This is a genomic window from Vibrio sp. D54, from assembly GCF_021728075.1.
Taxonomy (GTDB): domain Bacteria; phylum Pseudomonadota; class Gammaproteobacteria; order Enterobacterales; family Vibrionaceae; genus Vibrio; species Vibrio alginolyticus.
This window is the reverse complement of sequence record NZ_JAKKCS010000003.1, coordinates 75,048-98,136: the sequence shown is the minus strand read 5'-3', so window position 1 is coordinate 98,136 and position 23,089 is coordinate 75,048. Positions and strand designations below refer to the sequence as shown.

The 23,089-nt window shown below is 45.5% G+C and carries 19 protein-coding genes; 11 read left to right on the top strand and 8 right to left on the bottom strand.

Translation table 11 applies throughout. The features are described 5' to 3' along the window. Window positions 1-47 precede the first annotated feature (47 nt). From L3V37_RS05050 to L3V37_RS05030, 5 genes are all read left to right on the top strand, one after another. Complete coding sequence (locus tag L3V37_RS05050; protein WP_237305943.1) at window positions 48-1,022, top strand: ornithine cyclodeaminase family protein; 975 nt, start codon at window positions 48-50, stop codon at window positions 1,020-1,022. 56 nt (window positions 1,023-1,078) lie between these two features. After that, window positions 1,079-1,993, top strand: coding sequence for a dihydrodipicolinate synthase family protein (locus tag L3V37_RS05045; RefSeq protein ID WP_005377851.1), 915 nt, complete (start codon window positions 1,079-1,081; stop codon window positions 1,991-1,993). Between the two features lie 73 nt (window positions 1,994-2,066). Beyond that, entirely contained in the window at window positions 2,067-3,188 is a 1,122-nt protein-coding gene (locus L3V37_RS05040; protein WP_005377849.1) for an ABC transporter ATP-binding protein, read from the top strand. Beyond that, entirely contained in the window at window positions 3,185-4,465 is a 1,281-nt protein-coding gene (locus tag L3V37_RS05035) for an ABC transporter permease (protein ID WP_053350407.1), read from the top strand. The genes L3V37_RS05040 and L3V37_RS05035 overlap by 4 nt, the downstream gene beginning before the upstream one ends. Before the next feature lie 2 nt (window positions 4,466-4,467). Beyond that, the gene (locus tag L3V37_RS05030; protein WP_237305942.1) at window positions 4,468-5,316 is read left to right on the top strand and encodes an ABC transporter permease; all 849 of its coding nucleotides are present in this window, start codon (window positions 4,468-4,470) and stop codon (window positions 5,314-5,316) included. 120 nt (window positions 5,317-5,436) lie between these two features. On the opposite strand, the gene L3V37_RS05025 is transcribed toward L3V37_RS05030, so the two are convergent. Further along, complete coding sequence (locus L3V37_RS05025) at window positions 5,437-5,871, bottom strand: hypothetical protein (RefSeq protein WP_237305941.1); 435 nt, start codon at window positions 5,869-5,871, stop codon at window positions 5,437-5,439. A gap of 445 nt (window positions 5,872-6,316) precedes the next feature. Between L3V37_RS05025 and L3V37_RS05020 the strand changes: the two genes are divergently transcribed. Together L3V37_RS05020 and L3V37_RS05015 are read left to right on the top strand one after the other, a co-directional pair. Next, window positions 6,317-6,850: a hypothetical protein gene (locus L3V37_RS05020; protein ID WP_054574080.1), complete on the top strand. Its 534-nt coding sequence runs from the start codon at window positions 6,317-6,319 to the stop codon at window positions 6,848-6,850. A 350-nt stretch (window positions 6,851-7,200) separates the two neighbouring features. After that, a complete protein-coding gene (locus tag L3V37_RS05015) occupies window positions 7,201-9,645 on the top strand; it encodes a collagenase (protein WP_237305940.1) in 2,445 nt (814 codons plus the stop codon). A 160-nt stretch (window positions 9,646-9,805) separates the two neighbouring features. Here L3V37_RS05015 and L3V37_RS05010 read toward each other — a convergent pair whose 3' ends face one another. The 7 genes from L3V37_RS05010 to L3V37_RS04980 form a co-directional block, all read right to left on the bottom strand. After that, window positions 9,806-11,602, bottom strand: a complete 1,797-nt coding sequence (locus L3V37_RS05010; RefSeq protein ID WP_237305939.1) for an aminopeptidase P family protein — start codon at window positions 11,600-11,602, stop codon at window positions 9,806-9,808. Next, window positions 11,602-12,594 (bottom strand): ABC transporter ATP-binding protein, encoded by a 993-nt coding sequence (locus tag L3V37_RS05005; protein WP_170891373.1) that lies wholly within the window; start codon window positions 12,592-12,594, stop codon window positions 11,602-11,604. Before L3V37_RS05005 ends, L3V37_RS05010 begins: the two co-directional genes overlap by 1 nt. Window positions 12,595-12,603: 9 nt before the next feature. Further along, the gene (locus tag L3V37_RS05000) at window positions 12,604-13,587 is read right to left on the bottom strand and encodes an ABC transporter ATP-binding protein (RefSeq protein WP_237305938.1); all 984 of its coding nucleotides are present in this window, start codon (window positions 13,585-13,587) and stop codon (window positions 12,604-12,606) included. Window positions 13,588-13,597: 10 nt separating this feature from the next. Then, window positions 13,598-14,530: an ABC transporter permease subunit gene (locus L3V37_RS04995; RefSeq protein WP_005377839.1), complete on the bottom strand. Its 933-nt coding sequence runs from the start codon at window positions 14,528-14,530 to the stop codon at window positions 13,598-13,600. A gap of 9 nt (window positions 14,531-14,539) precedes the next feature. Beyond that, a complete protein-coding gene (gene oppB, locus L3V37_RS04990) occupies window positions 14,540-15,460 on the bottom strand; it encodes an oligopeptide ABC transporter permease OppB (RefSeq protein WP_130546048.1) in 921 nt (306 codons plus the stop codon). Between the two features lie 145 nt (window positions 15,461-15,605). Further along, a complete protein-coding gene (locus tag L3V37_RS04985; RefSeq protein ID WP_237305937.1) occupies window positions 15,606-17,216 on the bottom strand; it encodes a peptide ABC transporter substrate-binding protein in 1,611 nt (536 codons plus the stop codon). Between the two features lie 264 nt (window positions 17,217-17,480). After that, window positions 17,481-18,587, bottom strand: a complete 1,107-nt coding sequence (locus L3V37_RS04980) for a M20/M25/M40 family metallo-hydrolase (RefSeq protein WP_005377836.1) — start codon at window positions 18,585-18,587, stop codon at window positions 17,481-17,483. 538 nt (window positions 18,588-19,125) lie between these two features. Here L3V37_RS04980 and hppD point away from each other — a divergent pair. The 4 genes from hppD to maiA are packed head-to-tail and all read left to right on the top strand — an operon-like array spanning window position 19,126 to window position 23,059. Beyond that, entirely contained in the window at window positions 19,126-20,199 is a 1,074-nt protein-coding gene (gene hppD, locus L3V37_RS04975; protein ID WP_005377835.1) for a 4-hydroxyphenylpyruvate dioxygenase, read from the top strand. Next, complete coding sequence (locus L3V37_RS04970; protein WP_005388948.1) at window positions 20,192-21,322, top strand: homogentisate 1,2-dioxygenase; 1,131 nt, start codon at window positions 20,192-20,194, stop codon at window positions 21,320-21,322. The genes hppD and L3V37_RS04970 overlap by 8 nt, the downstream gene beginning before the upstream one ends. A 9-nt stretch (window positions 21,323-21,331) precedes the next feature. After that, on the top strand, window positions 21,332-22,369 hold the full coding sequence (locus L3V37_RS04965; RefSeq protein WP_025766743.1) for a fumarylacetoacetate hydrolase family protein: 1,038 nt from the start codon (window positions 21,332-21,334) through the stop codon (window positions 22,367-22,369). A gap of 21 nt (window positions 22,370-22,390) precedes the next feature. Further along, window positions 22,391-23,059 (top strand): maleylacetoacetate isomerase, encoded by a 669-nt coding sequence (gene maiA, locus L3V37_RS04960; protein ID WP_167415165.1) that lies wholly within the window; start codon window positions 22,391-22,393, stop codon window positions 23,057-23,059. Window positions 23,060-23,089: the final 30 nt, after the last annotated feature.

Sequence of the window (23,089 nt, the reverse complement as noted above, 5' to 3'; positions counted from 1 at the left end):
GAGGTTCCGTACTTTTCCTCAACCGTATTTATGTTTTCGGAGAAATAATGAAAGTCATCGAAGCACAGCAAGTCGCGCAATGTTTAACAATGGAGTCTCTTATTGAAACGATGCGTGAAATGTACTCGCGGCCAGCAACAATACCTCAACGCCGAGTCATGCCCTTAGAAGAGGGAGAATACGAGGCGTTTGCGCTACTTCCAGCTTGGAACCAGGAGTTGATTGCGGTGAAAGCCTTTACGTATTTCCCGCATAATCCCGAGCAAGGCAAAGATACGCTTGCATCTAAGCTGCTTGTTTTCAGACGAAACGATGGTGAGCCGCTCGCACTCGTGGACGGTAAAGTTTTAACGTTTTGGCGCACCGCCGCAGCTTCTGCGTTGGCAGCGGACTATTTAGCGCGTCCCGATGCTGATCGTCTGTTGATCTTCGGAACGGGCAATCTTGCGCCTTATTTTGCGTGGGCATACGCTGCGGTTCGCCCACTTAAGCAGGTTTATATTTGGGGGCGTAACTCAGACAAAGCCGAGGCGACGGTAGATGCCATTGTGTCATCTTCAGAGTATCAATCGCTTCCTGATGAGCGTCGGTTCCGTGTTTCAGTCGTAGAAAAAGTGGACCACGTTATCAAACACGTTGACATCATCAGCTGTATTACCGCATCAGCAGAGCCTTTGTTTAATGGCGCAGACGTGCAGCCGGGCACCCATATTGATTTGGTCGGTAATCATGATTTGGACAAGCGTGAATGCGACTCTAAAGCAGTGCAACGAGCACAGGTGTATGTTGATAGCCGTATTAATGTATTAGCCGAAGCGGGCGATCTTCTCATTCCAATTCAAGAGGGCGTGTTCACGTCAGACGATATCAAAGGGGAATTACCGCAGCTTTGCGCCCAACAAATCTCAGGACGTCAAAACGATGAGGTCATTACTTTATACAAATCAGTTGGCAGTGCTTTGGCTGATTTGGCCGCTGTAAAGGCGGTGTTGTTAGAAAATGGCATAGATAGCCATGCCTGAGCATTTTCGCTCGTTCATTTAAATTGCATACAATATACATATAAGGAAAGTAGTTCATGAAAATTGATTGGAAAGGTGTTTATCCGGCGGTCAGTACGCAATTTCGTCAAGATCAGTCAATTGACTTAGACGCAACGCAAACCGTTATAGACAACCAGATTAAAGATGGTGTGAATGGCATTATCTGCTTGGGTACTGTCGGTGAGAACTGCGCGTTGTACCCGGAGGAGAAACGCCAGGTTTTGCAAGCGGCAAAAGAAGTCGTAAATGGCCGTGTGCCTTTGATTGCTGGTACAGCAGAGTCTATTACCACAGCAGCTGTTGATTACATGCAGGATGCGTACAAAATTGGTATCGATGGTTGTATGGTGATGCCTGCCATGGTTTACCGCACGTCTGAGAGCGAAACGTTCGAATATTACCGCACGCTAGCAGAAGCAACGCCAGAAATGCCAATCATGATTTACAACAACCCGGTTGCTTATGGTGTCGATGTAAACCTCGATATCATGGCGAAACTGGCTGAGTTTGAAAGTATTGTAGCTATCAAAGAGTCGACCACTGATACTCGTCGTATCACCGAGCTTTACAATAAATTTGATGACCGCTTTACCGTGTTCAGTGGTGTTGATGACATCGCTCTTGAGTCATTGATGCTAGGTGCGACCGGCTGGATTTCTGGTTTAACCAACGCATTCCCAGAAGAGTCCGTTGCGATTTATAAACTGGCAAGCCAAGGTCGTTATGCTGAAGCGTTAGAGATCTACCGTTGGTTCTTACCCCTACTGCGTTTAGACACCATTCCTACGCTGGTTCAGTGCATAAAATTGGCCGAGCAAGTCTGCGGACGTGGCTCTGAACAAGTTCGTGCGCCACGCCAACTCTTACAAGGTGAAGAGCGTCAACAAGTCATTCAAATGGTTGAACATGCGTTAGAAACCCGCTTAGACCTATCCAAATACAATCTGTAATTGTGCTGTTTAGTAGAGCGTTAACTGACGCTCTACTCATTCGTAATATTCAAAAAATGAGAAGAGGGAAGTCATGAGCACGGAAAACAAGGACTATGTCAGCTTTCAACACGTTAAGAAAACCTACGATGGCACGAATTTGGTGGTGAAAGACTTCAACTTAGATATTACTCCTGGAGAGTTCGTTACTATGTTGGGGCCGTCAGGATCGGGCAAGACCACTTGCTTGATGATGCTAGCAGGCTTTGAAACTGCGACCGGTGGAGACATTTATATCGATGGCGTTCCTGTCAATCATCTCGCGCCGCACAAGCGCGATATTGGTATGGTGTTTCAAAACTATGCGTTGTTTCCACATATGACCATTGCTGAGAATCTTGCGTTTCCTTTAAAGGTGCGAAAACTCGACAGTGACACGATTCAAAGCAAAGTTCAGAGTGTATTAGAAATGGTCGAGCTTGAGCATGTTGCGACTCGATACCCGAAGCAGTTATCAGGTGGTCAACAACAGCGTGTTGCGTTAGCGCGAGCATTAGTGTTTGAGCCTAAACTCGTGTTGATGGATGAACCACTAGGCGCGTTAGATAAGCAGCTGCGTGAGCAAATGCAGATGGAAATTAAACATTTGCATGAAAAGCTTGGCATTACCATTTTGTATGTGACGCACGATCAAGACGAAGCTCTCACTATGTCCGACCGTATTGCGGTTTTTAATCACGGCGAAGTGCAACAACTCGCGACACCAACCGAGCTTTATGAATCTCCGAGTAATACGTTTGTTGCGCAGTTTATCGGAGAAAACAACCAACTCTCAGGTTTAGTCAAAGAGTGGAACGGAAAGTATTGCCAAGTGCTCGTTGGGAAAGAGTTATTTACTGCGAAACCTGTCAGAGTCTCTGAGCAAGGGCAGAGAACAACACTTTCCATTCGACCAGAAAAGATTGTTATTCAACCAGAGAAAGCGTCTTGTGAGAACCAAGTCTCGGGCGTCCTACGAGAATTGATTTATCACGGTGATCATTATCGTCTGGTCGTCGAAGTAGAGAGCGTTGGTCACTTCATCGTTAAAGTACCTAACGATAATCGTAAACACTTGCAGTTAACGCCTGGCTCAATTTGTCGTATTGGTTGGCAAAGTGACGATTGCCATGCTCTTGATGGGACACAAACTCAAAGTAGCGAGGTAGCAGCATGAGTCGAGAGCTAACCGCATTAGATTCTGTATTGGAAATCGAACGCCAAGTTCATGAGCAAGAAACCAATTTGAAAGCGCAGTTGCAAAAGGCCGAGCGCCGAAAAAAGCTTCGCTCCATTATGCTCACAACGCCATTGGTGTGTTTTATTCTGCTTACGTTTGCTTTTCCTATCCTCGACATGCTTTATCGAAGCGTGGATAACCGAGAAATATCCCTGTCACTACCACAAACTATTCAAGCCTTAGAAAGTTGGGATTATCAAGGTCAGCCTCATCAAGAAGTCATTGAGGCATTCTCTGTTGAAGTACTTGCGCTTTATCAAAGCAAAGAGCTGCCGAAAATAGCCAACCGGATGAATATTGAAGAGTCTGGTATGCGCAGTTTACTCATGAAAACCGGCAGAAAGTTGTCTCGTTTGACGTCGCTGCCGAGCTCGGTGACACAGTTGGCTAAGCTGGATAAGCGATGGACTAATCCTAAATATTGGGCGGCGTTTAAGAATCTTAGTGGCGCATTAACATTCAGTCACTATCTTGCAGCGCTAGACTTGCAAGTGAATGAGTTTGGAGACATTGAGCCCCAACCAGAAAAACGCCAAATATACGTCGACCTTTTCTTTAAAACTTTTTGGATGTCTATTTCAATCACCTTAATTTGTTTGGTGATGGCGTACCCCGTTGCTTACCTGCTTGCCAATTTACCTGATAAGCGCGCGAACTTACTTTTAATTATTGTGCTGCTGCCATTTTGGACATCATTGTTAGTCAGAACCACGTCTTGGATTGTTCTGCTGCAAAACCAAGGGGTCATTAATGATCTCCTTATTTGGTCGGGTTTTACTTCTGAGCGAATTCAGATGATTCACAATACCTTCGGAACGGTGGTGTCTATGGTGCACATTCTGTTGCCTTTTATGATCCTGCCTCTGTATAGCGTAATGAAAGGAATTAGCCCAACTTATTTCCGTGCCGCTCGTTCTCTAGGCGCGACGCCTTTCATTGCGTTCATCAAAGTTTATATGCCGCTTACGTTACCGGGGATAGGTGCGGGGGCCTTGCTTACTTTCATTCTTTCTATTGGCTTCTACATTACGCCCGCTTTGGTTGGTGGAAGAAGCGGACAGATGATCTCCAATATGATTGCCTATCATATGCAGACATCACTGAACTGGGGGATGGCTGGCGCATTGGGTGGACTGCTTTTGTTCGTTGTACTGGTTCTGTTTTATATATTCAACCGTGTGGTTGGTATTAATAACCTTAAGGTAGGAGGATAACCATGGCATTACCAAACTATGCATCAAAAGTAGAGCGAGTTGCTTACGCAGGTTACTTAGCTTTTTGTGGGTTGGTGCTGTTCTTTTTAATCGCTCCAATTCTGACCATCATCCCGTTATCGTTTAATGCAACGCCTTACTTTACTTTTACCGAGGGGATGTTAAACCTTGATTCGGAAGCGTATTCTACTCGCTGGTATCAAGAAATGTTTACTAGTGATCAGTGGCTGTTGGCGCTGAAAAATAGCACGTTCATTGCTTTTATGGCGACACTCGTTGCAACAGGGCTGGGAACTCTGGCGGCGTTGGGTTTAGCAAGTAGTAACTTGCCTTTTCGCAATACGATTATGGCGCTGTTGATCTCGCCCATGATCGTACCAGTCATTATCTCTGCTGCTGCGATGTACTTTTTCTACACACGCCTTGGCTTATCACAAACTTATTTAGGCGTCATTTTGGCACACGCTGCGTTAGGTACGCCTTTTGTCGTCATTACCGTTACTGCGACGTTAAGCGGCTTTGACCATAGCTTGGTAAAAGCGGCGGCTAGCTTAGGAGCAAGCCCTGTTTATACTTTCAGACACATTACCTTTCCGCTGATTCGTCCGGGGATGATATCTGGCGGCTTGTTTGCTTTTGGCACTTCGTTCGACGAGGTTGTGGTGGCGTTATTCCTGACTGGGGCAGAACAAAAAACCGTTCCGAGGCAGATGTGGTCAGGAATTCGAGAGCAAATTAGTCCGACCATATTGGCGGTCGCTACGTTGTTGATTTTTATGTCGGTGTGTTTGCTCGTGACATTAGAAGTTTTACGTAGACGTAATGTACGCATTCGAGGCATTCAAGAATAACCAAACTTTTGCTTTGTTGGTCACTTTGCACTTTTGTTTAGGGGCACCTCAATTTTTGATCAAATGCGCCTCATTGTAGGCGCTTGTCTTTTGTGTTTATCTTCAGCGATGACTGACATATCACTCTGGTAGCTTAATGCCAGCTTGCTCGAAACGTGCCAAAGGCGACTTGTTCGATTGCTGATACCAACTAGCTGGCATGTTTGATTTAAGTTGCGCTTTTTCTTCCTTGCTAATCACAACATAGTGCAAAAACGTATTAAGTGTGGTTACCATCACGTCAAACGTCATTTCCCCATCTTTGCTGATGGTTTTCAATAACCCAACGACGGTTTCCTCAGAGACTAACGGTTCAACCACCGCGTTTTTTCGCTCTTTTATTGATGTTGAAGCGCGCAGTTTTGCACGTGCCGTCTCCCAGCAAACTTTGTTGGTTTTACTGACAAGGTTGTGCTTGTAGCAGTAGTAACTGAATAAAAAGCGTGGCAGGTTTTGCCAGCGTTCGGCTTGGACTTCTAACCAAAGGTGTTGTAGCTCAATATCAGCGTCGGTCATAAATATTATGGAAGATTATTAAAGTAGTGGCATTCTAACGTTTCATCAGCGATGCCGTCTATTATTCGGTTACTTCCCATCTTTATGTTGACACTTTGATTTTCAATGAAACAGTGACTTCTTATTACTGTAAATAGTGAGTGATTTGTCCAGTTTCTGACATTAGTGTTTGACTTGGGTAGTAGAGTGTGGGCGTTTTTTGTTTTGAAGCGTCAATATACATCATCACATACTCACGTCTTACTCTTTCTGAAATAAATACTTTTATCAAAGTAACTGTGTGATTTTCATTCAAATAGTATGTGTTTCATGGTGATGAAAATTTTGTTTATTGCGCTACAATCGAGTGTCGTTCGTAGAATGTAGCCTAATGACGAAAACCTTGCGTCTTCTATCTGGCTTTTTGTGTGCTACTTTTTAATAAGTATCTTTTGGGTGGGTTTTTATGTTTGGAGTTAAAAGAAATGCTGCTATCTCTGGCTTGTACCAAGCGAGTGAACTTAAAGCAAAGCTGTTCTCCAAGGATTTGGAAATCTTAAGACTTAGAGCTGAAACTGAGTTTAATAAAGTGCTTGATGAGCTACTAAGAATTAAAGATAACAATTCAAGGCTTCGTGAAAGTGGGCTTATTGATAAGCTTGAGCAAGAGAAGTCTAAATGGAACAGTGATCAGCTCAAAGACATCGAGCAACGTATAAGTAATGTCGAGTTCTGTATTAAGGATTGTGCTTTATATGTCAGCAACATTGAGTCCCAATTCGCTGAGGATAGCGGTTTAGGATATGGTGAACTGAGCAGTCGTTCCCTTGAAGACGAGTTGGAAACACTATCTTTTAGTAAGATCCTTAACGCATCTGCACATGAGTACTTTTATAACTCTAAAGAGTATGAAATGTACCTTGAAAACACACCAAATACCGAATTTTTGCACGCGTTAAAAGAGCAAATTACCGCACTCTTCGACCACAAAGCAGCCTAGAACCTACAAAGTATTCGCCCATTGCCCGATTCCTTCTGAAGGGGCTTTGATTCGCGAATTTTTACCGACCCGCTTTGGAGTATACCTAGCCATTTAACGTGCTGGGTATACCCGTTTAACTACACGTTTCTTCTCTAGCTCATCTCTATTTTTTAACAAATACGAATTTTAGAAGCTCACTCCGTGTTCCTTCTAGTACCAAAAACTGACACCGCTACGTTTAGTTGTTAACAAAATGTTTCATCTTGTCTTGCGAGTAGATTATATGGAGATGCTCTTGCAGTAATAAGGGCAGTGGCGATGCAAAAGACGTAATGCATTTAAGGAAAACTCAATATAGAAGAAATTAGATGGAACTGAAGATTTTGAGTGTCGCGATTGCGACAACATTAACCAGTACTGGCGTATTTGCGTTAAGCGAGCCAGTTTCTCAAGTTACAGAGCAACATGCACATTCGGCTCATACACACGGTGTTGAATCCAATCGAGTTGAATACCAACCAACCGCAACTCTCCCTATTCAGCCCTCCAAGGCAACTCGAGTACAGTCACTTGAAAGCCTTGATGAGTCGAGCACTGCTTGTGATTTGGAAGCATTGGTTACCGAAAGCAGTAACCAATTGATCGGCGAAATTTTAAGTCAGGGCGCGACGTGTGTGAACCAGCTATTCTCTGCTGAAAGTCGGATTCAAGAGTCGGTATTTAGCTCCGATCATATGTACAACATTGCGAAGCGTACTACGACATTGGCGAAGGGGTATACAGGTGGCGGGAGCGATGAACTAGAAACGTTGTTCTTATACTTACGCGCAGGTTATTACGCCGAGTTTTACAATGACAACATCTCATTTATTGAATGGGTCACCCCAGCGGTGAAAGAATCCGTGGATGCGTTTGTTAACAACGCAAATTTCTACGAGAACAGCGACCGTCACGGCAAAGTGCTTAGTGAAGTCATCATCACTATGGATAGTGCGGGCTTGCAGCACGCGTACTTACCGCAAGTGACCCAGTGGCTTACTCGTTGGAATGATCAATACGCCCAGCACTGGTATATGCGCAATGCGGTTAACGGTGTTTTTACTATTTTGTTTGGTGGGCAGTGGAACGAGCAATTTGTGCAAATAATTGGCAACCAAACGGACCTTGCCAAAGCTTTAGGCGATTTCGCTCTAAGGGCGTCATCAATCGGTGCTGAAGATGAGTTTATGGCCGCGAATGCGGGGCGAGAGCTCGGGCGTTTGACCAAGTATGCGGGTAACGCGAGTTCTGTGGTGAAGAGTCAGCTAAGTCGAATCTTTGAACAGTATGAAATGTATGGTCGGGGTGACGCGGTTTGGCTTGCGGCGGCGGACACCGCCTCATATTACGCAGATTGTAGTGAGTTCGGAATTTGTAATTTCGAAACTGAGCTAAAAGGCTTGGTGCTATCGCAAACTTATACTTGTAGCCCGACAATCCGAATTTTGTCTCAGAATATGACGCAAGAGCAACACGCGGCCGCATGTTCTAAAATGGGCTACGAAGAGGGTTACTTTCATCAGTCTTTAGAAACTGGTGAACAACCAGTAAAAGATGACCACAACACTCAGCTCCAAGTCAATATCTTCGATTCAAGCACTGATTATGGTAAGTACGCAGGGCCAATTTTCGATATTAGTACTGACAATGGCGGTATGTACTTGGAGGGCGACCCTTCCCAGCCGGGGAATATTCCCAACTTTATTGCTTATGAAGCCTCTTATGCGAACGCGGATCACTTTGTCTGGAACCTAGAGCACGAATACGTGCATTACTTAGATGGTCGATTTGATCTCTATGGAGGGTTTAGTCATCCAACTGAAAAAATAGTGTGGTGGAGTGAAGGCATTGCAGAGTATGTCGCTCAAGAAAATGACAACCAAGCAGCACTTGAGACGATTTTAGACGGCTCGACATATACCTTAAGTGAGATTTTCGAGACTACTTATGATGGGTTTGATGTCGATCGAATTTATCGTTGGGGGTACTTAGCTGTACGTTTTATGTTTGAAAATCATAAAGATGACGTAAACCAAATGCTGGTGGAAACACGCCAAGGGAATTGGAGCAATTACAAGGCCACGATCACCCAATGGGCGAATTTATATCAAAGTGAGTTTGAGCAGTGGCAGCAAGCCCTTGTCTCAAATGGTGCACCTAATGCAGTCATAACCGCAAACAACAAGGGGAAAGTCGGTGAAAGCATTACATTTAGCAGTGAAAACAGTACAGACCCAAACGGGAAGATCGTCAGCGTCTTATGGGACTTCGGTGATGGCTCGACAAGTACACAAACCAAGCCGACGCACCAATATGGGAGTGAAGGGAAGTATTCGGTCAGCCTAAGTGTGACAGACAGTGAAGGCTTGACGGCAACCGCCACTCATATTGTTGTTATCTCAGCGTTGGGCGGTAATGACACATTGCCACAAGACTGCGCGGTGCAAAGTAAAGTAAGCGGTGGGCGCTTAACAGCAGGAGAACCAGTTTGCTTGGCAAATCAACAAACCATTTGGCTGAGCGTACCAGCGGTGAATGAGAGCTCAAACCTGGCGATAACGACGGGGAATGGTACGGGCAACCTAAAGCTTGAATACAGTAACTCTGGTTGGCCGGATGATACTAATCTTCACGGGTGGTCAGATAATATTGGTAATGGAGAGTGTATTACGTTGTCAAATCAGAGCAACTACTGGGGCTACGTTAAAGTATCTGGTGACTTTGAGAATGCCGCCATCGTGGTTGATTTTGATGTTCAGAAGTGTCGTCAGTAGGGCAGTTTAACTGCATCATTTTAATTTAATGGATCGCCTCGCTAACATCGCGGGGCGTTTTTGTTTTTTACGCCGTTATCTCTATAAAAAAACCAGCCCGAAGGCTGGCAAACAAGGAGTTTGAGATGAAAATGAAAACGTTATAAAACTTGCTGATATCCTATTTCTCAATAAGTTGGGTTGTGCTTTGAAGCCAGTTTTTATCTTGCGCATCAAGAAAAGGGCTAAGCGCTTGATAGACTCGTGAATGGTAATGATTGAGCCAGTCTAGCTCTGCTTGATCTAGCATTGATAAATCAAGGGCGTTGGTCGCAATTGGAGCAAGAGTGATGGTCTCAAAACCGTAAAACGTGCCGAACTCATTTTGTTCTACTTCTACAACTTTAAGAATGTTCTCTATTCTTACCCCGTACTCACCTTCGCGATAAACGCCTGGTTCATTAGTAATGACCATACCCGGTTTTAGCTCAACCTCATGGTGGCTTTGCGAGAAATTTTGTGGGCCTTCGTGAACATTCAAGCAAATGCCCACGCCGTGTCCAGTGCCGCACTTGTAATCAATACCATGTTGCCATAAGACGCCACGCGCCATGATATCAAGATTGGCACCCGTAGAGCCTTTCATGAATCGAGTCTGAGTCAGTCGGATGACCGCTTTGAGCACCAAGGTATAATCTTTGCGCTGCTTAATGGTCGGTGACCCGAAGTGGAAAGTACGGGTGATGTCTGTTGTCCCGCCAAGGTATTGGCCACCAGAATCGACGAGAAAGAAGTTGCTTTCATTGACTGCCGCATTGCTTTCTTCATCGGCGGCATAATGCATTTTTGCCCCGTGAGCTGCGAAGCCTGCGATAGTGCGGAAACTGTCACTCACATAATGTCGGGTTTGACGGCGATAGTGATTCAGTTGTGCCTCAGCAGACAATTCTGTAACGAGTCCGCTTGGAACTTGCTCTTCGAGCCAGTTCATAAACCTTACGATTGCCACACCATCATCTGTTAATGCCTGTTCTAGGCTAGTTAGCTCGGTCGCATTTTTTATGGCCTTCATTGCCGTTACAGGGCAAGCCATTGGCTTTAGATTCACATTCCCTTCAATCGAACTCACCAATAAGCTGTCTGTGTGGGTCGGGTTAAAAGCGAGCGATAATCCCTCACATTGCTGATTCAAATACTGACTTACGTAGTTGTAATGGCGAATGTGTACACTCTGCTCGGTCAGCGCTCTTTCAACGTCTTGAGGCAGTTTGGCTTTATCAATAAACAGTGTCGCAAGTGATTGCTCTACGACTAGATAGGCTTCAGAAACTGGGCAGTAATTCGTATCACCACCTCGAATATTCATTGTCCACATGACATCATCTAGCGTTGACACTAATAAGCTATCTACTTGGTTCTCGGTTAACCAAGAACGGATTCTCGCTAACTTATTTTCAGTGTCAACGCCAGCAAAAGCGGTGGGGTGCTCGAATACGGGTGCACTTGGGCGAGGTGGTCTTTCAAGCCAAATCGGTGTGAGTAAATCCAGGTCGAGAATGATCTTAATGTTTTTCGCTTCAAAGGCTTGTTTGAGGCCTTGATAAAAAGCGTAACTGATGGCGCGCCCGTCAACCGCGACAATACTGTTTTCTGGGAGCGTGGTAGCCAGCCATTTGGTAATTGTCGGCGTTTCTGGTTGTTTGGCTTTAAACAGTTCCAGCCCTGTGCCGTGTAACTGTTCTTCAGCTTGAATATAGTAACGACCATCAGTCCACAGGCCACCACCTTGTTGGGTAATGACGACATCGCCTGCTGAGCCGGTAAAACCTGAAATCCAGCTTCGCGCTAACCAATGATCCGCTGAGTATTCACTGTTATGTGGGTCATTGTTGGTCACGATATATGCAGACACGTTGTGAAAGGACATTGCCTCACGCAATAACGTAAGGCGTTGGTTTACTGAGTTAGTATTGTTCATTAAATGGTTCCTAAAGTCATATTTGAGCAATAGATATGATGCTGCTCCGAGCCTGTTTTTATTGGGTTCTGTTGCCCGCATACTTCTGTTGCTTCTGGGCATCGAGTACGAAAAACGCAACCGCTCGGTGGATTAAGTGGAGAAGGAAGGTCGCCGGGCAATAGTTGTATTTCACGGTCACGTGCTAATTGCGGATTAGCTATCGGGACAGCAGATAACAGTGCTTTGGTGTAGGGGTGTTGTGCATCATCAAATACTTTATCGTAACGTCCTACTTCCATAGGTTTACCAAGATACATCACCATAACGCGGTCGCTGATGTGGCGCACCACGCTTAAGTCGTGCGCAATCATTACCAGTGTTAACCCCATTTCTTGTTTAAGATCATCTAGAAGATTGATGACCTGAGCTTGTATGGAGACATCTAGCGCACTAACGGGTTCATCACACACGACCAAATCTGGATTGAGAATTAATGCTCTGGCAATGCCCACACGCTGGCATTGACCTCCGGAAAATTCATGTGGATAGCGGTTTCGCTGGCTCGCCAAGAGACCCACTTTATCCATCATAGCGATGACACGCTTTTCTACCTCTGCCCGTTTAAGTTGTGGCTCGTGGGTGAGCAGTGGTTCGGCGATGCATTCTGAGATAGTTAATCTCGGATTCAAACAAGCGGATGGGTCTTGAAACACCATCTGAAATTCTCTACGTCGAGAGGAAAGCTCTTTTTTACTAAACCCGAGCATGTCTTGACCTTTCCAAGTCAACTCGCCATGTGTGGGTTCAATTAAGCGAAGTAACGCGCGTGCAAGCGTTGATTTTCCGCATCCTGATTCCCCCACAATGCCAAGTGTTTCACCTCGATAAACATCTAAGTCGATACCATTGACCGCTTTCACGATTTTACGTTGACTTGGAATAAGGTGACGCGAAACAGGAAAGTGGACGTTTAAATCACGAGCAGACATGAGGACTTCTTTTTTATTCATAACGCCTCCTTAAGCTTTTATTTGAATAGGAGTGATAACACTGGGTGCGTTAACGTGACAGGCAATGGACTGGCTCGTGTTTAATGGAGAAAACCGTGGGGTTTCGTATTGGCAACGCGTCTCTCGATGCTCGCACCGCTCTCTAAACGGACACCCTTGATGGTTAATCAACGCACTTGGTGGGTTACCAGGGATGGTTGGTAAACGTGGCATATCTTCAGTGATAGAAGGAATAGCCTTTAGCAGGCCTTGAGTATAGGGGTGAGCAGGTTGAGCGAACAATGTCTCGGTATCGGATTGCTCCATTTTTTGACCACCATACATGACCAATACGCGATCACACATCTCGGCGACGACGCCCATATCGTGAGTGATCAGTAAAATTGCGGTGTTGAACTCTTGTTGTAAGTCTCGTAATAGCGTCAAAATTTGAGCCTGAACGGTTACATCTAATGCGGTGGTTGGTTCGTCTGCAATTAACAACTCGGGCTTACACAACAAGGCCATCGCTATCATGATTCGCTGACGCATTCCGCCAGATAGCTCGTGAGGGTATTGATTCATCCGAGTTCCGGGAGAGGGAATACGCACCGCATCTAACATGTGAATCGATTCAATTTTTGCTTGTTTTCGGCTCATTCCTTTATGAATCATGAGAACTTCACAAAGCTGTTTGCCAATTTTCATGAATGGATTGAGTGACGTCATCGGATCTTGAAAGATCATTCCGATTTTCTCTGCACGGATGCGGTTGAGCTGCTTTTTAGACATCGCGAGTAAATCATCACCGTGGAACATCGCGCTGCCAGACACGGCGCCGTTGTCCGCGGTTAACCCCATTAATGCGAAAACAGATTGGCTTTTTCCCGAACCTGATTCCCCAACAATCCCAAGAGTTTCGCCCGCTTTAATCGAGTAGGAGAGATTACTGACCGCTTGCACTTGCCCATCTGGCGTATCGAAGCGCACGTTCATGTTTTCAATAGATAGCATGGGTTTGTCCTTATCGGTCTTTCGGGTCAAGAGCATCACGCAAGCCATCGCCGATGAAGTTAAAACAAAAGAGGGTGGCAACTAAAAACAGAGAGGGAAAAAGCAGCATCCACAATGCAACGTCAATCGTTTTTGCGCCTTCGGAGATTAGGATTCCCCAGCTCGTGTCGGGTGGTTGAACACCAAGCCCTAAGAAGCTCAAAAACGATTCGAACATAATGAACCCTGGTACCATTAAGGAGGAATAAACCATCACGATCCCAAGCACATTAGGCAGAACATGGCGTCGGACAATTGTCAATTTAGAAACCCCAATAGAGTGTGCGGCTTCGATGAACTCTCGCTTTTTTAGACCGAAGGTGACACCACGTACAACACGGGCAATGCCCAGCCAAGATACCATTCCGATCACGATAAAAATCAGGTAGATGTTGTTGCCAAAAAGGGTAACAAACAGGATAACCATAAACATAAATGGCACCGAATCGAGCACCTCAATAATGCGCATCATTACGCTATCGACAACGCCGCCAAGATAGCCGGAAATACTTCCCCAAATCGTACCAATAACAACGGCGACTAAGGCCCCGACAAAACCCACCAAAATAGAGAGCCTGCCGCCTTGCATCGTGCGAGCAAAGACATCTTGCCCGAGATCATCGGTACCAAAGTAATGGCCACTGCTCAGTGAAGGTTTCCCTAGTTCGTATGGATCGATGAGCACTTCCCAGTCAATTTCATCATGGCCAAAAGCGGCAAGAGAGGGGCCGAAGGTGATGCATAAGGTAATGAACGCCAAAACATACACTGATGTCATCGCGGCTCTGTTTTTACGAAATCGAGTCCATGCATCCTGCCAAAGACTGCGACCTTCGACGGCTTCAATATTGTCGACGACTTGATCTTGAAGAGCTTGTGTATCCAGTTTTTTGATCGTTAACATGCCGGACTCCTAAACGCGTATACGAGGGTCGATAATCGTATATAGCAAGTCGACCACAAGGTTAAAGAAGATAGTGAGTGAAGCGACAATCAGAGTAATGCCCATTACTAGGCCGTAGTCGCGGTTGAGAGCCCCAGACACAAAGTGTTGTCCCATGCCACCTGTACCAAAGAAAATGTCGATAATTACCGAGCCTGTCACGACAGACACAAACGCAGGGCCGAGCATCGCAACGACGGGAATCAGGGATGGTCGCAAAGCGTGATGGAATAAAATGTAGGTTGTGGACAAACCTTTGGCCTTTACCGTTCGAATGTATGGTTGGTTGAGTGTTTCAATCATTGCGCCACGCATGACGCGTGCAATACTCGCAATGGAGCCAATCGCCAGGCTGAGCACGGGAAGAACAAGGAAAGCCAGTTTTCCCCCTTCCCAACCACCAGCAGGGAACCAGCCGAGCTGAATAGCGAAGATCATAACTAAAACTGGAGCAAGCACGAAAGCCGGAACCACAACTCCAGTCATCGAAAGTGTCATCAGGCCGTAATCTAGGCGGCTATTTCGGTTCAATGCCGCAATGGTGCCAAGTAGCATGCCAAGTGGAACGGAGATACAAAAAGAGAGTACGCCTAATACTGCTGAAACAGGCCATGATTGTGCGACGAGCTGTGTAACACTGAAGTCTTGATAAACGAAGCTAGGACCGAGATCTCCTTGTATGAAATTACCAATGTAAATCCAAAACTGAGTAAGGAAGGGCTGGTCCAAATGGAATTTTGCTTCGATATTCGCACGTACCACCTCTGGCATAGGCCGTTCCATATCAAATGGCCCCCCTGGTGCAATGTGCATCAGCCAAAATGATACGAGTGCGATGAATAGAAGCGTGGGGATAGCGATAGCTAATCGCTTAACAATGTACCAAATCATGATCCATCATCCTTTGGTCATCCGAAATCACTTCGAACGGTTATGAATAAAAAAATGGTCTGAGCTCAGGTTGCCTTCTCCACCGAGAGATATGAGGAACGGCAAGTAAACATTGAACTTGCCGACTCAGACCGAAAACATGCTTTTAGTGGGCTTTTACATAGACATTCTTGCGGTAGTACGACGACTCAGGGTTTGTCAGTTCGTAGCCGCCCACGTAAGGCTTGATGAGGTATTGATCGTTACCCGGACGATAAATAGGAATAATGGCCATGTCTTCAATCAGCATGCTTTCTGCTTGTAGATACAGTTCTGATGGGTTGCTCATGGTCTTTGAGCGAGCCATTAACTCGTCGTATTGCGGGTTGTTATAACGAGAATCGTTGTACTCGCCATTAGAAACAAAGATATCTAACCACGTAGAGGCTTCATTGTAGTCGGCTGTCCAGCCGCCGCGAGTAATGTCGGTCGGCTCTTTAAGTGCGTAGAACACTTTCGGTTCTAGCTGTTTTATCGTGACTTGCGCACCCAGTCGGCTTTTCCACATGCCTGCCATGGTGGTTGCCATTTTTACGTCCATCGAGAAAGTTGGTACGGTAAACGTTAACTTAAGCGGATTGCTTTTATCGTATCCAGCTTCTGACAGTAATTGCTGCGCTTTTTCGATACGTTTATGGCGGTTCCAAGTTGCGAACTCAGGAGTGTGAGATTTAAAACCATCTGTTTGAGGTGGCACAAGGGTATACATTGGAACCCCACCGTTTCTCAAAATAGCACTCGTTAACAGTTGACGGTCAATGGCATATGAGAGGGCTTTACGAACCCGCACGTCTTTTGTTGGTCCTTGTTGAGTGTTGAGGTAATAGAATGTGGAGCCAAGAGAAGCACTGGTGCTTGCCACTTCTTGTGGGCGTTGTTGAATTAACTTTTTCTTCTGGGCGGCAGGAATGGAAACCGCTTGGTCTATCTCACCAGCTAGGTAGCGGTTTAGCACTACGTTTGCATCACCAATTGGTAGCCAAGTGACTTTTTCCAGCACTACATTGCTTGCGTCCCAATAATGTGGATTTTTAACCATCACCAGTTTTTCGTTAACTTTCCATTCAGAGACAGTAAACGCACCATTTGTAACTATATGCTCAGGCTGGGTCCAACGGTTGCCATGTTTTTCAACGGTCGCTTTATGAACGGGTGCAAGTACGGGATGACTTAATAGTTTCGTAAAGAAGGGAATAGGCTCTTCGAGTGTAACCTGGAATGTTTTTTCATCCAGCGCCTTCACGCCCAAAGACTCAGGCTCGGCTTCGCCCTTCATAATGGCTTGCGAGTTTTCGATATTTGGAATGGCCGCAAACCAAGCGTACGGTGAAGCAGTGCTTGGATTCAGTAAGCGTTGCCAGCTGTAGACAAAATCTTGTGCAGTGACCGTTTCGCCATTTGACCATTTTGCATCACGTAAGTGGAAGGTATAAACCGTATTGTTGTCATTGACTGACCAAGACTCAGCAACACCAGGAATGGTTTTACCTTGCTTATCTTGAATGACCAGACCTTCAAACAGGTCTCGACCGAGATTAAAAGCGGGCTCTGCGGCTTGCTTGGCTGGATCAATAGAAGTAACTTCAGCTCCATTGTTTAGCGTAATTTCTTGTGTCTCATCGAGGGTCACTCCTGCGGGATACGGCGCGGCATAGCTTGATGTCGCCAGTATTGGACTCATCATCGACGCTAATAAAAGCAACTTAGGTAATTTCATCCTTGTCTCACTCTTTTCATCCTGAAAGATGCCAAAAATGTATATTGTATAAATTGTCTGCACAATCGAGTTTTAACATTACTGTAACAGGGTGTCGGGTGTTGAGCTGTCTGGTCTCAAAAAGTGAGCTAGGGGAATTTCTTTGAAGATCTGATATCAAGTTGGCATGACGGGAAGTAATTTTGCTTCGATACAAATTAAAATCCCCTTCAAGCACAGGCTAGAAGGGGAAGATAGTCAGTCTGCTCTTCAAAAGGCACGACGTTAACTGACTAGGAAATGTTTCACGAACTCAGTGATTTTGACCATATCACTTACCGCGATAAACTCTTCTGTCGTGTGTACTTTTGCCATGCCAGTTGAAAGGTTGACCGTTGTGAGACCTTTCTTGTTAAAGTTGTTGGCATCGCTACCGCCGCCAGTGCCTTTTGTGAAGGCGTCAATGCCCAACTCTGAAAACGCTGCTTTTATAGCGTTTACGTGTGGGTGGTTTTCTTCAATAACAAAAGCGTCGTAGGCTCGGCTAGATTCAATTTCGACTTCTGCACCGTGTTTTTTACAGACAGACTCTAATGTTGAGATCATATGATTGACCTGAGCATCTAGTTTATCGCCATTCAGGGAGCGTGCTTCTGCCACGATTTTTAATTCAGGCATAACAATGTTTGTGGCCTGACCGCCGTTAACCATACCGATGTTGGCTGTCGTTTCTTCGTCGATGCGCAGCAGCTTCATTTGGTTGATAGCATCAGCCGCCACCATGATCGCACTGATGCCTTCTTCTGGCGCAAGCCCTGCGTGTGCTGGTCGACCTTTGATTTTTGCCATGATTTTTTGCTGGCCTGGGGCTGCGGTCACAATGGTGCCAATAGGGCCACCCGTATCTAACACGATTGCTTCCGTTGAAGTGACGTGTGACATATCGAAGTATTGTGAACCGAATAAACCGCCTTCTTCATACACGGTGAAAGCAAGTTCTAACGTTTTGTGCTCACGGTTTTCCGCTTGAATACAACGAACGGCTTCCATGATGGCAGCAATACCAGATTTATCATCGCCACCAAGAATCGTATTGCCTTTTGAACGGATAACGCCGTCTTCGATGAGTGGCTCAATGCCAATACCTGGAGTGACCGTATCCATATGACAGCTCATTAGAATAGAGCCGTCTTTTTTGCCGTCTAAACGGGCGTACACGTTAAAACCGTTAGAAATGTGCTCAGGTACTGGAAGTTTGCGTACGGTAAAGCCTAGCTCGCCTAGCTGTTCTGCCAGTGTTTCTGCAATTTGTTTTTCGTTTGTTGATTCGCTGTCGATACGTACTAGTTGGCAAAAGTGTTCAACTAAGCGTTCTTGATTGATGTGTGTCATTAGATGTCTCTTTTTCTAATCGAGCGTGAAGCCTTGTGGCTCGGCTCGATAGGGAACAGAGCACCACTTATGGCACAGCTACTTTTGAATAAAACTGAGGTGAATCAATAAAGGGGTATCCATGACACGATTCTGACCGATGAGCCTTTCGAACTGTATGAAGCGTCACGAAACATTACTTTTGATGTTTTGCAGGATCAAATGAATAAATCGGATAGAGATAGGGTGCAATAGACTTTCCATCCCCTTTTGCTTTTTGAGCTACGTTGCCAAGATAAAATGCCAAAGTAACAACTTGTTTACATTTTATGTGGTGGCGTAAAGCCGAAAATATCAATCTAATATATTGAAAATAAGCAGTTCGTTTGATGTTTACGAAAGTGGGTTCGATGCGTTCTCTGTGTGTAACATATATTTTACAATTATGCGTAAAAATCGCCAAGATAAAGATTTCTCCCCACGTATTCCAATTTCTCAAGACCTGCGCCAAGTTAGAAAAATAAGTCCAAACAAAAGCTACTGAGACAAGGAGAAAGTCATGGTTGATGCATATAACCCACTAGGAACAGACGGATTTGAGTTTGTTGAATATACCGCTGCTGACAACAAAGGCATTCAACAGCTTAAAGATCTGTTTATATCGTTAGGTTTTGCGGAGATTGCAAAGCATCGCTCAAAAGAAGCGTGGTTATATCGACAAGGTGACATTAGCTTTATTGTGAATGCGCAGCCGCATAGCCAAGCTGAGGGATTCGCCAAAGTTCACGGTCCGTCGGTTTGTGGCATGGCCTTTCGTGTGAAAGACGCCACCGTTGCTCTGGCGCATGCGTTAGAGAATGGCGGTAAAGAATATAAAACGGAAATTGGGCCGATGGAGCTAAGCATTCCTGCTATTTATGGCATCGGTGAAAGCTTGCTTTATTTTGTCGACCGTTATGGAAAGCAGAGTATTTATGATGTCGATTTTCGTTTTTATGATGATGCTGATGAGCGTTTATCAAAAGCGAATGTTGGTCTTTACGAAATCGACCACTTAACGCACAACGTTAAGCAGGGCAACATGGATGTCTGGTCAGGTTTCTATGAGCGCATTGGTAACTTCCGCGAAATTCGTTATTTCGATATCGAAGGTAAGCTGACTGGTCTTGTCAGCCGTGCGATGACCGCACCTTGCGGCAAAATCCGCATTCCTATCAATGAGTCGTCAGATGATAAATCACAGATTGAAGAGTTTATCCGTGAATACAATGGCGAAGGTATTCAACACATCGCATTGACCACAGACGACATCTACGAAACGGTCAAAACATTGCGTGAGCGCGGCATGGACTTTATGCCAACGCCAGATACTTACTACGAGAAAGTCGATCAGCGTGTTGAAGGCCATGGTGAAGATGTAAGCAAGCTTCGTGATTTGCAGATTCTTATTGATGGTGCGCCAACGAAAGATGGCATCTTGCTACAAATCTTTACTCAAACCGTTATCGGCCCTGTGTTCTTCGAAATCATCCAACGTAAAGGCAATGAAGGCTTTGGCGAGGGTAACTTCAAAGCGTTGTTTGAATCGATAGAAGAAGACCAAATTCGCCGAGGAGTATTGAGCGATGCATAAATGGATCACATTCCCTCACCGGGAGGGAGTGTGCTCTAAACAAGCGCATGCTGACTTCCCGGAAGAGGCAATTTATGAACGTGAGGCAGGTCGAAGTGGTTTTTTTGGCCCCGCAACACATTTTCATCATCAACATGCCCCAACGGGATGGTCTGAGTGGGAGGGCGAGCTACGTCCACGAGCGTTCGATTTTAATCTAGTCGAGAAAGCCAGCCATATTACCCCTTGGGCAGTCCCGCATCTATTACACAACGCGAATTGTAAAGTTCGTGTTTGGCGTATGGATGAAAAAATGGACTTCTTGGTGAGAAACGCTGATGGCGACGAACTGCTGTTCATCCACCAAGGAACGGCAGATCTGTATTGTGATTATGGTCATTTAAAAGTGAGTGAAGGGGATTATGTCATGATCCCGCGCTCAACGAGCTGGCGTTTAGAGCCAAGCGAGCCGATGTTCATTCTGATGATCGAAAACACCGATGCGGCTTATACATTGCCCGAAAAAGGCATGGTTGGAAACCACGCGGTGTTTGATCCGGCGGTTTTAGAAACGCCGTCGATCAACGATCAGTTCCGTGCTCAATATTCTGAGAATCAAACACAGGTTCAGGTGAAACGCCACGATAAAGTCAGTGTTATCACTTACCCATTCAACCCGCTGGATGCGATTGGCTGGCATGGTGATTTGGCGGTAGTAAAAGTAAACTGGCGTGATATTCGTCCACTCATGTCACATCGTTATCACTTACCGCCTTCTGCACATACTACATTTGTAGGAGCAGGATTTGTGGTGTGTACCTTCGTTCCTCGTCCAATTGAAAGTGATCCCGGAGCGCTCAAAGTACCGTTCTATCACAACAATGACGATTATGACGAAGTCTTGTTCTACCATGCAGGTGATTTTTTCAGCCGTGACAACATTGAAGCGGGTATGGTGACATTCCATCCAGCAGGATTTACGCATGGTCCTCACCCGAAAGCATTCAAAGCAGGGCGAGAGCACAAGAAGACTTTCACCGACGAAGTTGCGGTCATGATTGATACGCGTCACGCACTTCAGTTTTCGGATGAGCTGGAAAAAGTAGAAAACAAAGAATACGTCTATAGCTGGCAAGAGAAGTAAGAGGCAAGGATGAAATTAGCAACCAAGAAAAATGGCACTCGTGACGGTTTGTTGATGGTCGTGAGCAAAGACTTAACGCGCTGCGTACCTGCGACAGAAATTTTCCACCCCATGAACTTAGCTCCGACGATGCAGGTGGCGCTTGATAACTGGGATACGCTAGCACCGCAACTGGAAGAGCTATACGTTGCACTGAACAATGGCACGGTTGCAGGGTATGAAGAGTTTGAAGCGCACTACTGTGAGTCGCCGCTTCCTCGCGCTTATCAGTGGGCTGATGGCAGTGCTTACGTAAACCACGTTGAGTTGGTTCGAAAAGCTCGCGGCGCTGAAATGCCAGAGAGTTTTTGGACGGACCCGCTGATGTACCAAGGAGGCTCTGATGCCTTTATTGGACCTTGTGACAACATCGAGTTTGCGAGTGATGAATGGGGTATTGATTTCGAAGGTGAAGTGGCTGTGGTAACTGGTGACGTACCAATGGGCGCGAGTGTTGCAGAGGCTCAGGAGTCGATTCGTTTGATCATGCTGGTGAATGATGTCTCACTGCGCGGTCTAATTCCGGCAGAGTTAGCTAAAGGGTTTGGTTTTTTCCAATCTAAACCTTCTTCTGCGTTTTCTCCTGTGGCAGTAACACCTGACGAACTAGGCGATGCGTGGTACGAAAACAAAGTGCATTTACCACTGGTCTCGACATACAACCACAAGCCGTTTGGTCGCCCAAATGCGGGTATCGATATGACGTTTGATTTCGCAGACTTAATTGTTCACGCGACTAAAACGCGCCCGCTATCTGCTGGGGCGATTATAGGCTCAGGTACGGTATCCAACAAGCAGGGAACGGAACATGGCACTTCTATTGAAGAAGGTGGCGTTGGCTATTCATGTATCGCGGAAGTTCGCATGATTGAAACCATTCGTGATGGTAAGCCGTCGACTAACTTCATGTCGTTTGGAGATTCAATTAGATTGGAAATGTTCGATGCGGATGGCAACAACATATTCGGCTCGATTGACCAACAAGTTAGCCAATATCTCAAGCACTAACAATGCTGGTTGGGAGACGATATGAGCGATAGCATGATTTTATACGGATACTGGCGATCATCGGCGGCGTATCGTGTGCGTATTTGCTTGAATCTTAAAGAGTTATCGTATGATTCAAAATCGGTACACTTGGTGCGCAATGGTGGCGAACAACACAGTGACGAGTACCATGAGTTAAACGCTTCTGAACTGGTTCCTTTGCTGGTGGATGGGGAGGTTCAGTTAACCCAGTCACTGGCGATCATTCAATACTTAGAAGAACACTACCCGGATGTCACTGTGATCCCCGAGCAAACGCCGCTTCGATATCAAGCACTAGCTTTGGCTCAGGATATTGCAATGGAAATTCATCCCCTGAATAACTTGAGAGTTCTACAGTATTTAGAGGGGGAGTTAGCTTGCGAGTCAGAGCGCAAAGTCGCTTGGATTCATCACTGGATCCACAAAGGTTTTACAGCATTAGAAGAGAAACTTCAGAAGCATCGTAAACTAAATGGTGATTGCAAGTTTAGCCTGACAAGCTCGCCATCTATTGTCGATATTTGTCTGGTACCACAATTTTATAACGCACAACGCTTTGGTGTAGATACCTCTCTTTATCCAACCATTAACGCTGTTGTGCAGTCATGCAATCAACTGCCAGCTTTTATTGATGCGATGCCAGAGAATCAGCCAGACGCTAATAGTTGATTCTTAGCATACATAATGTATTAACAAAAT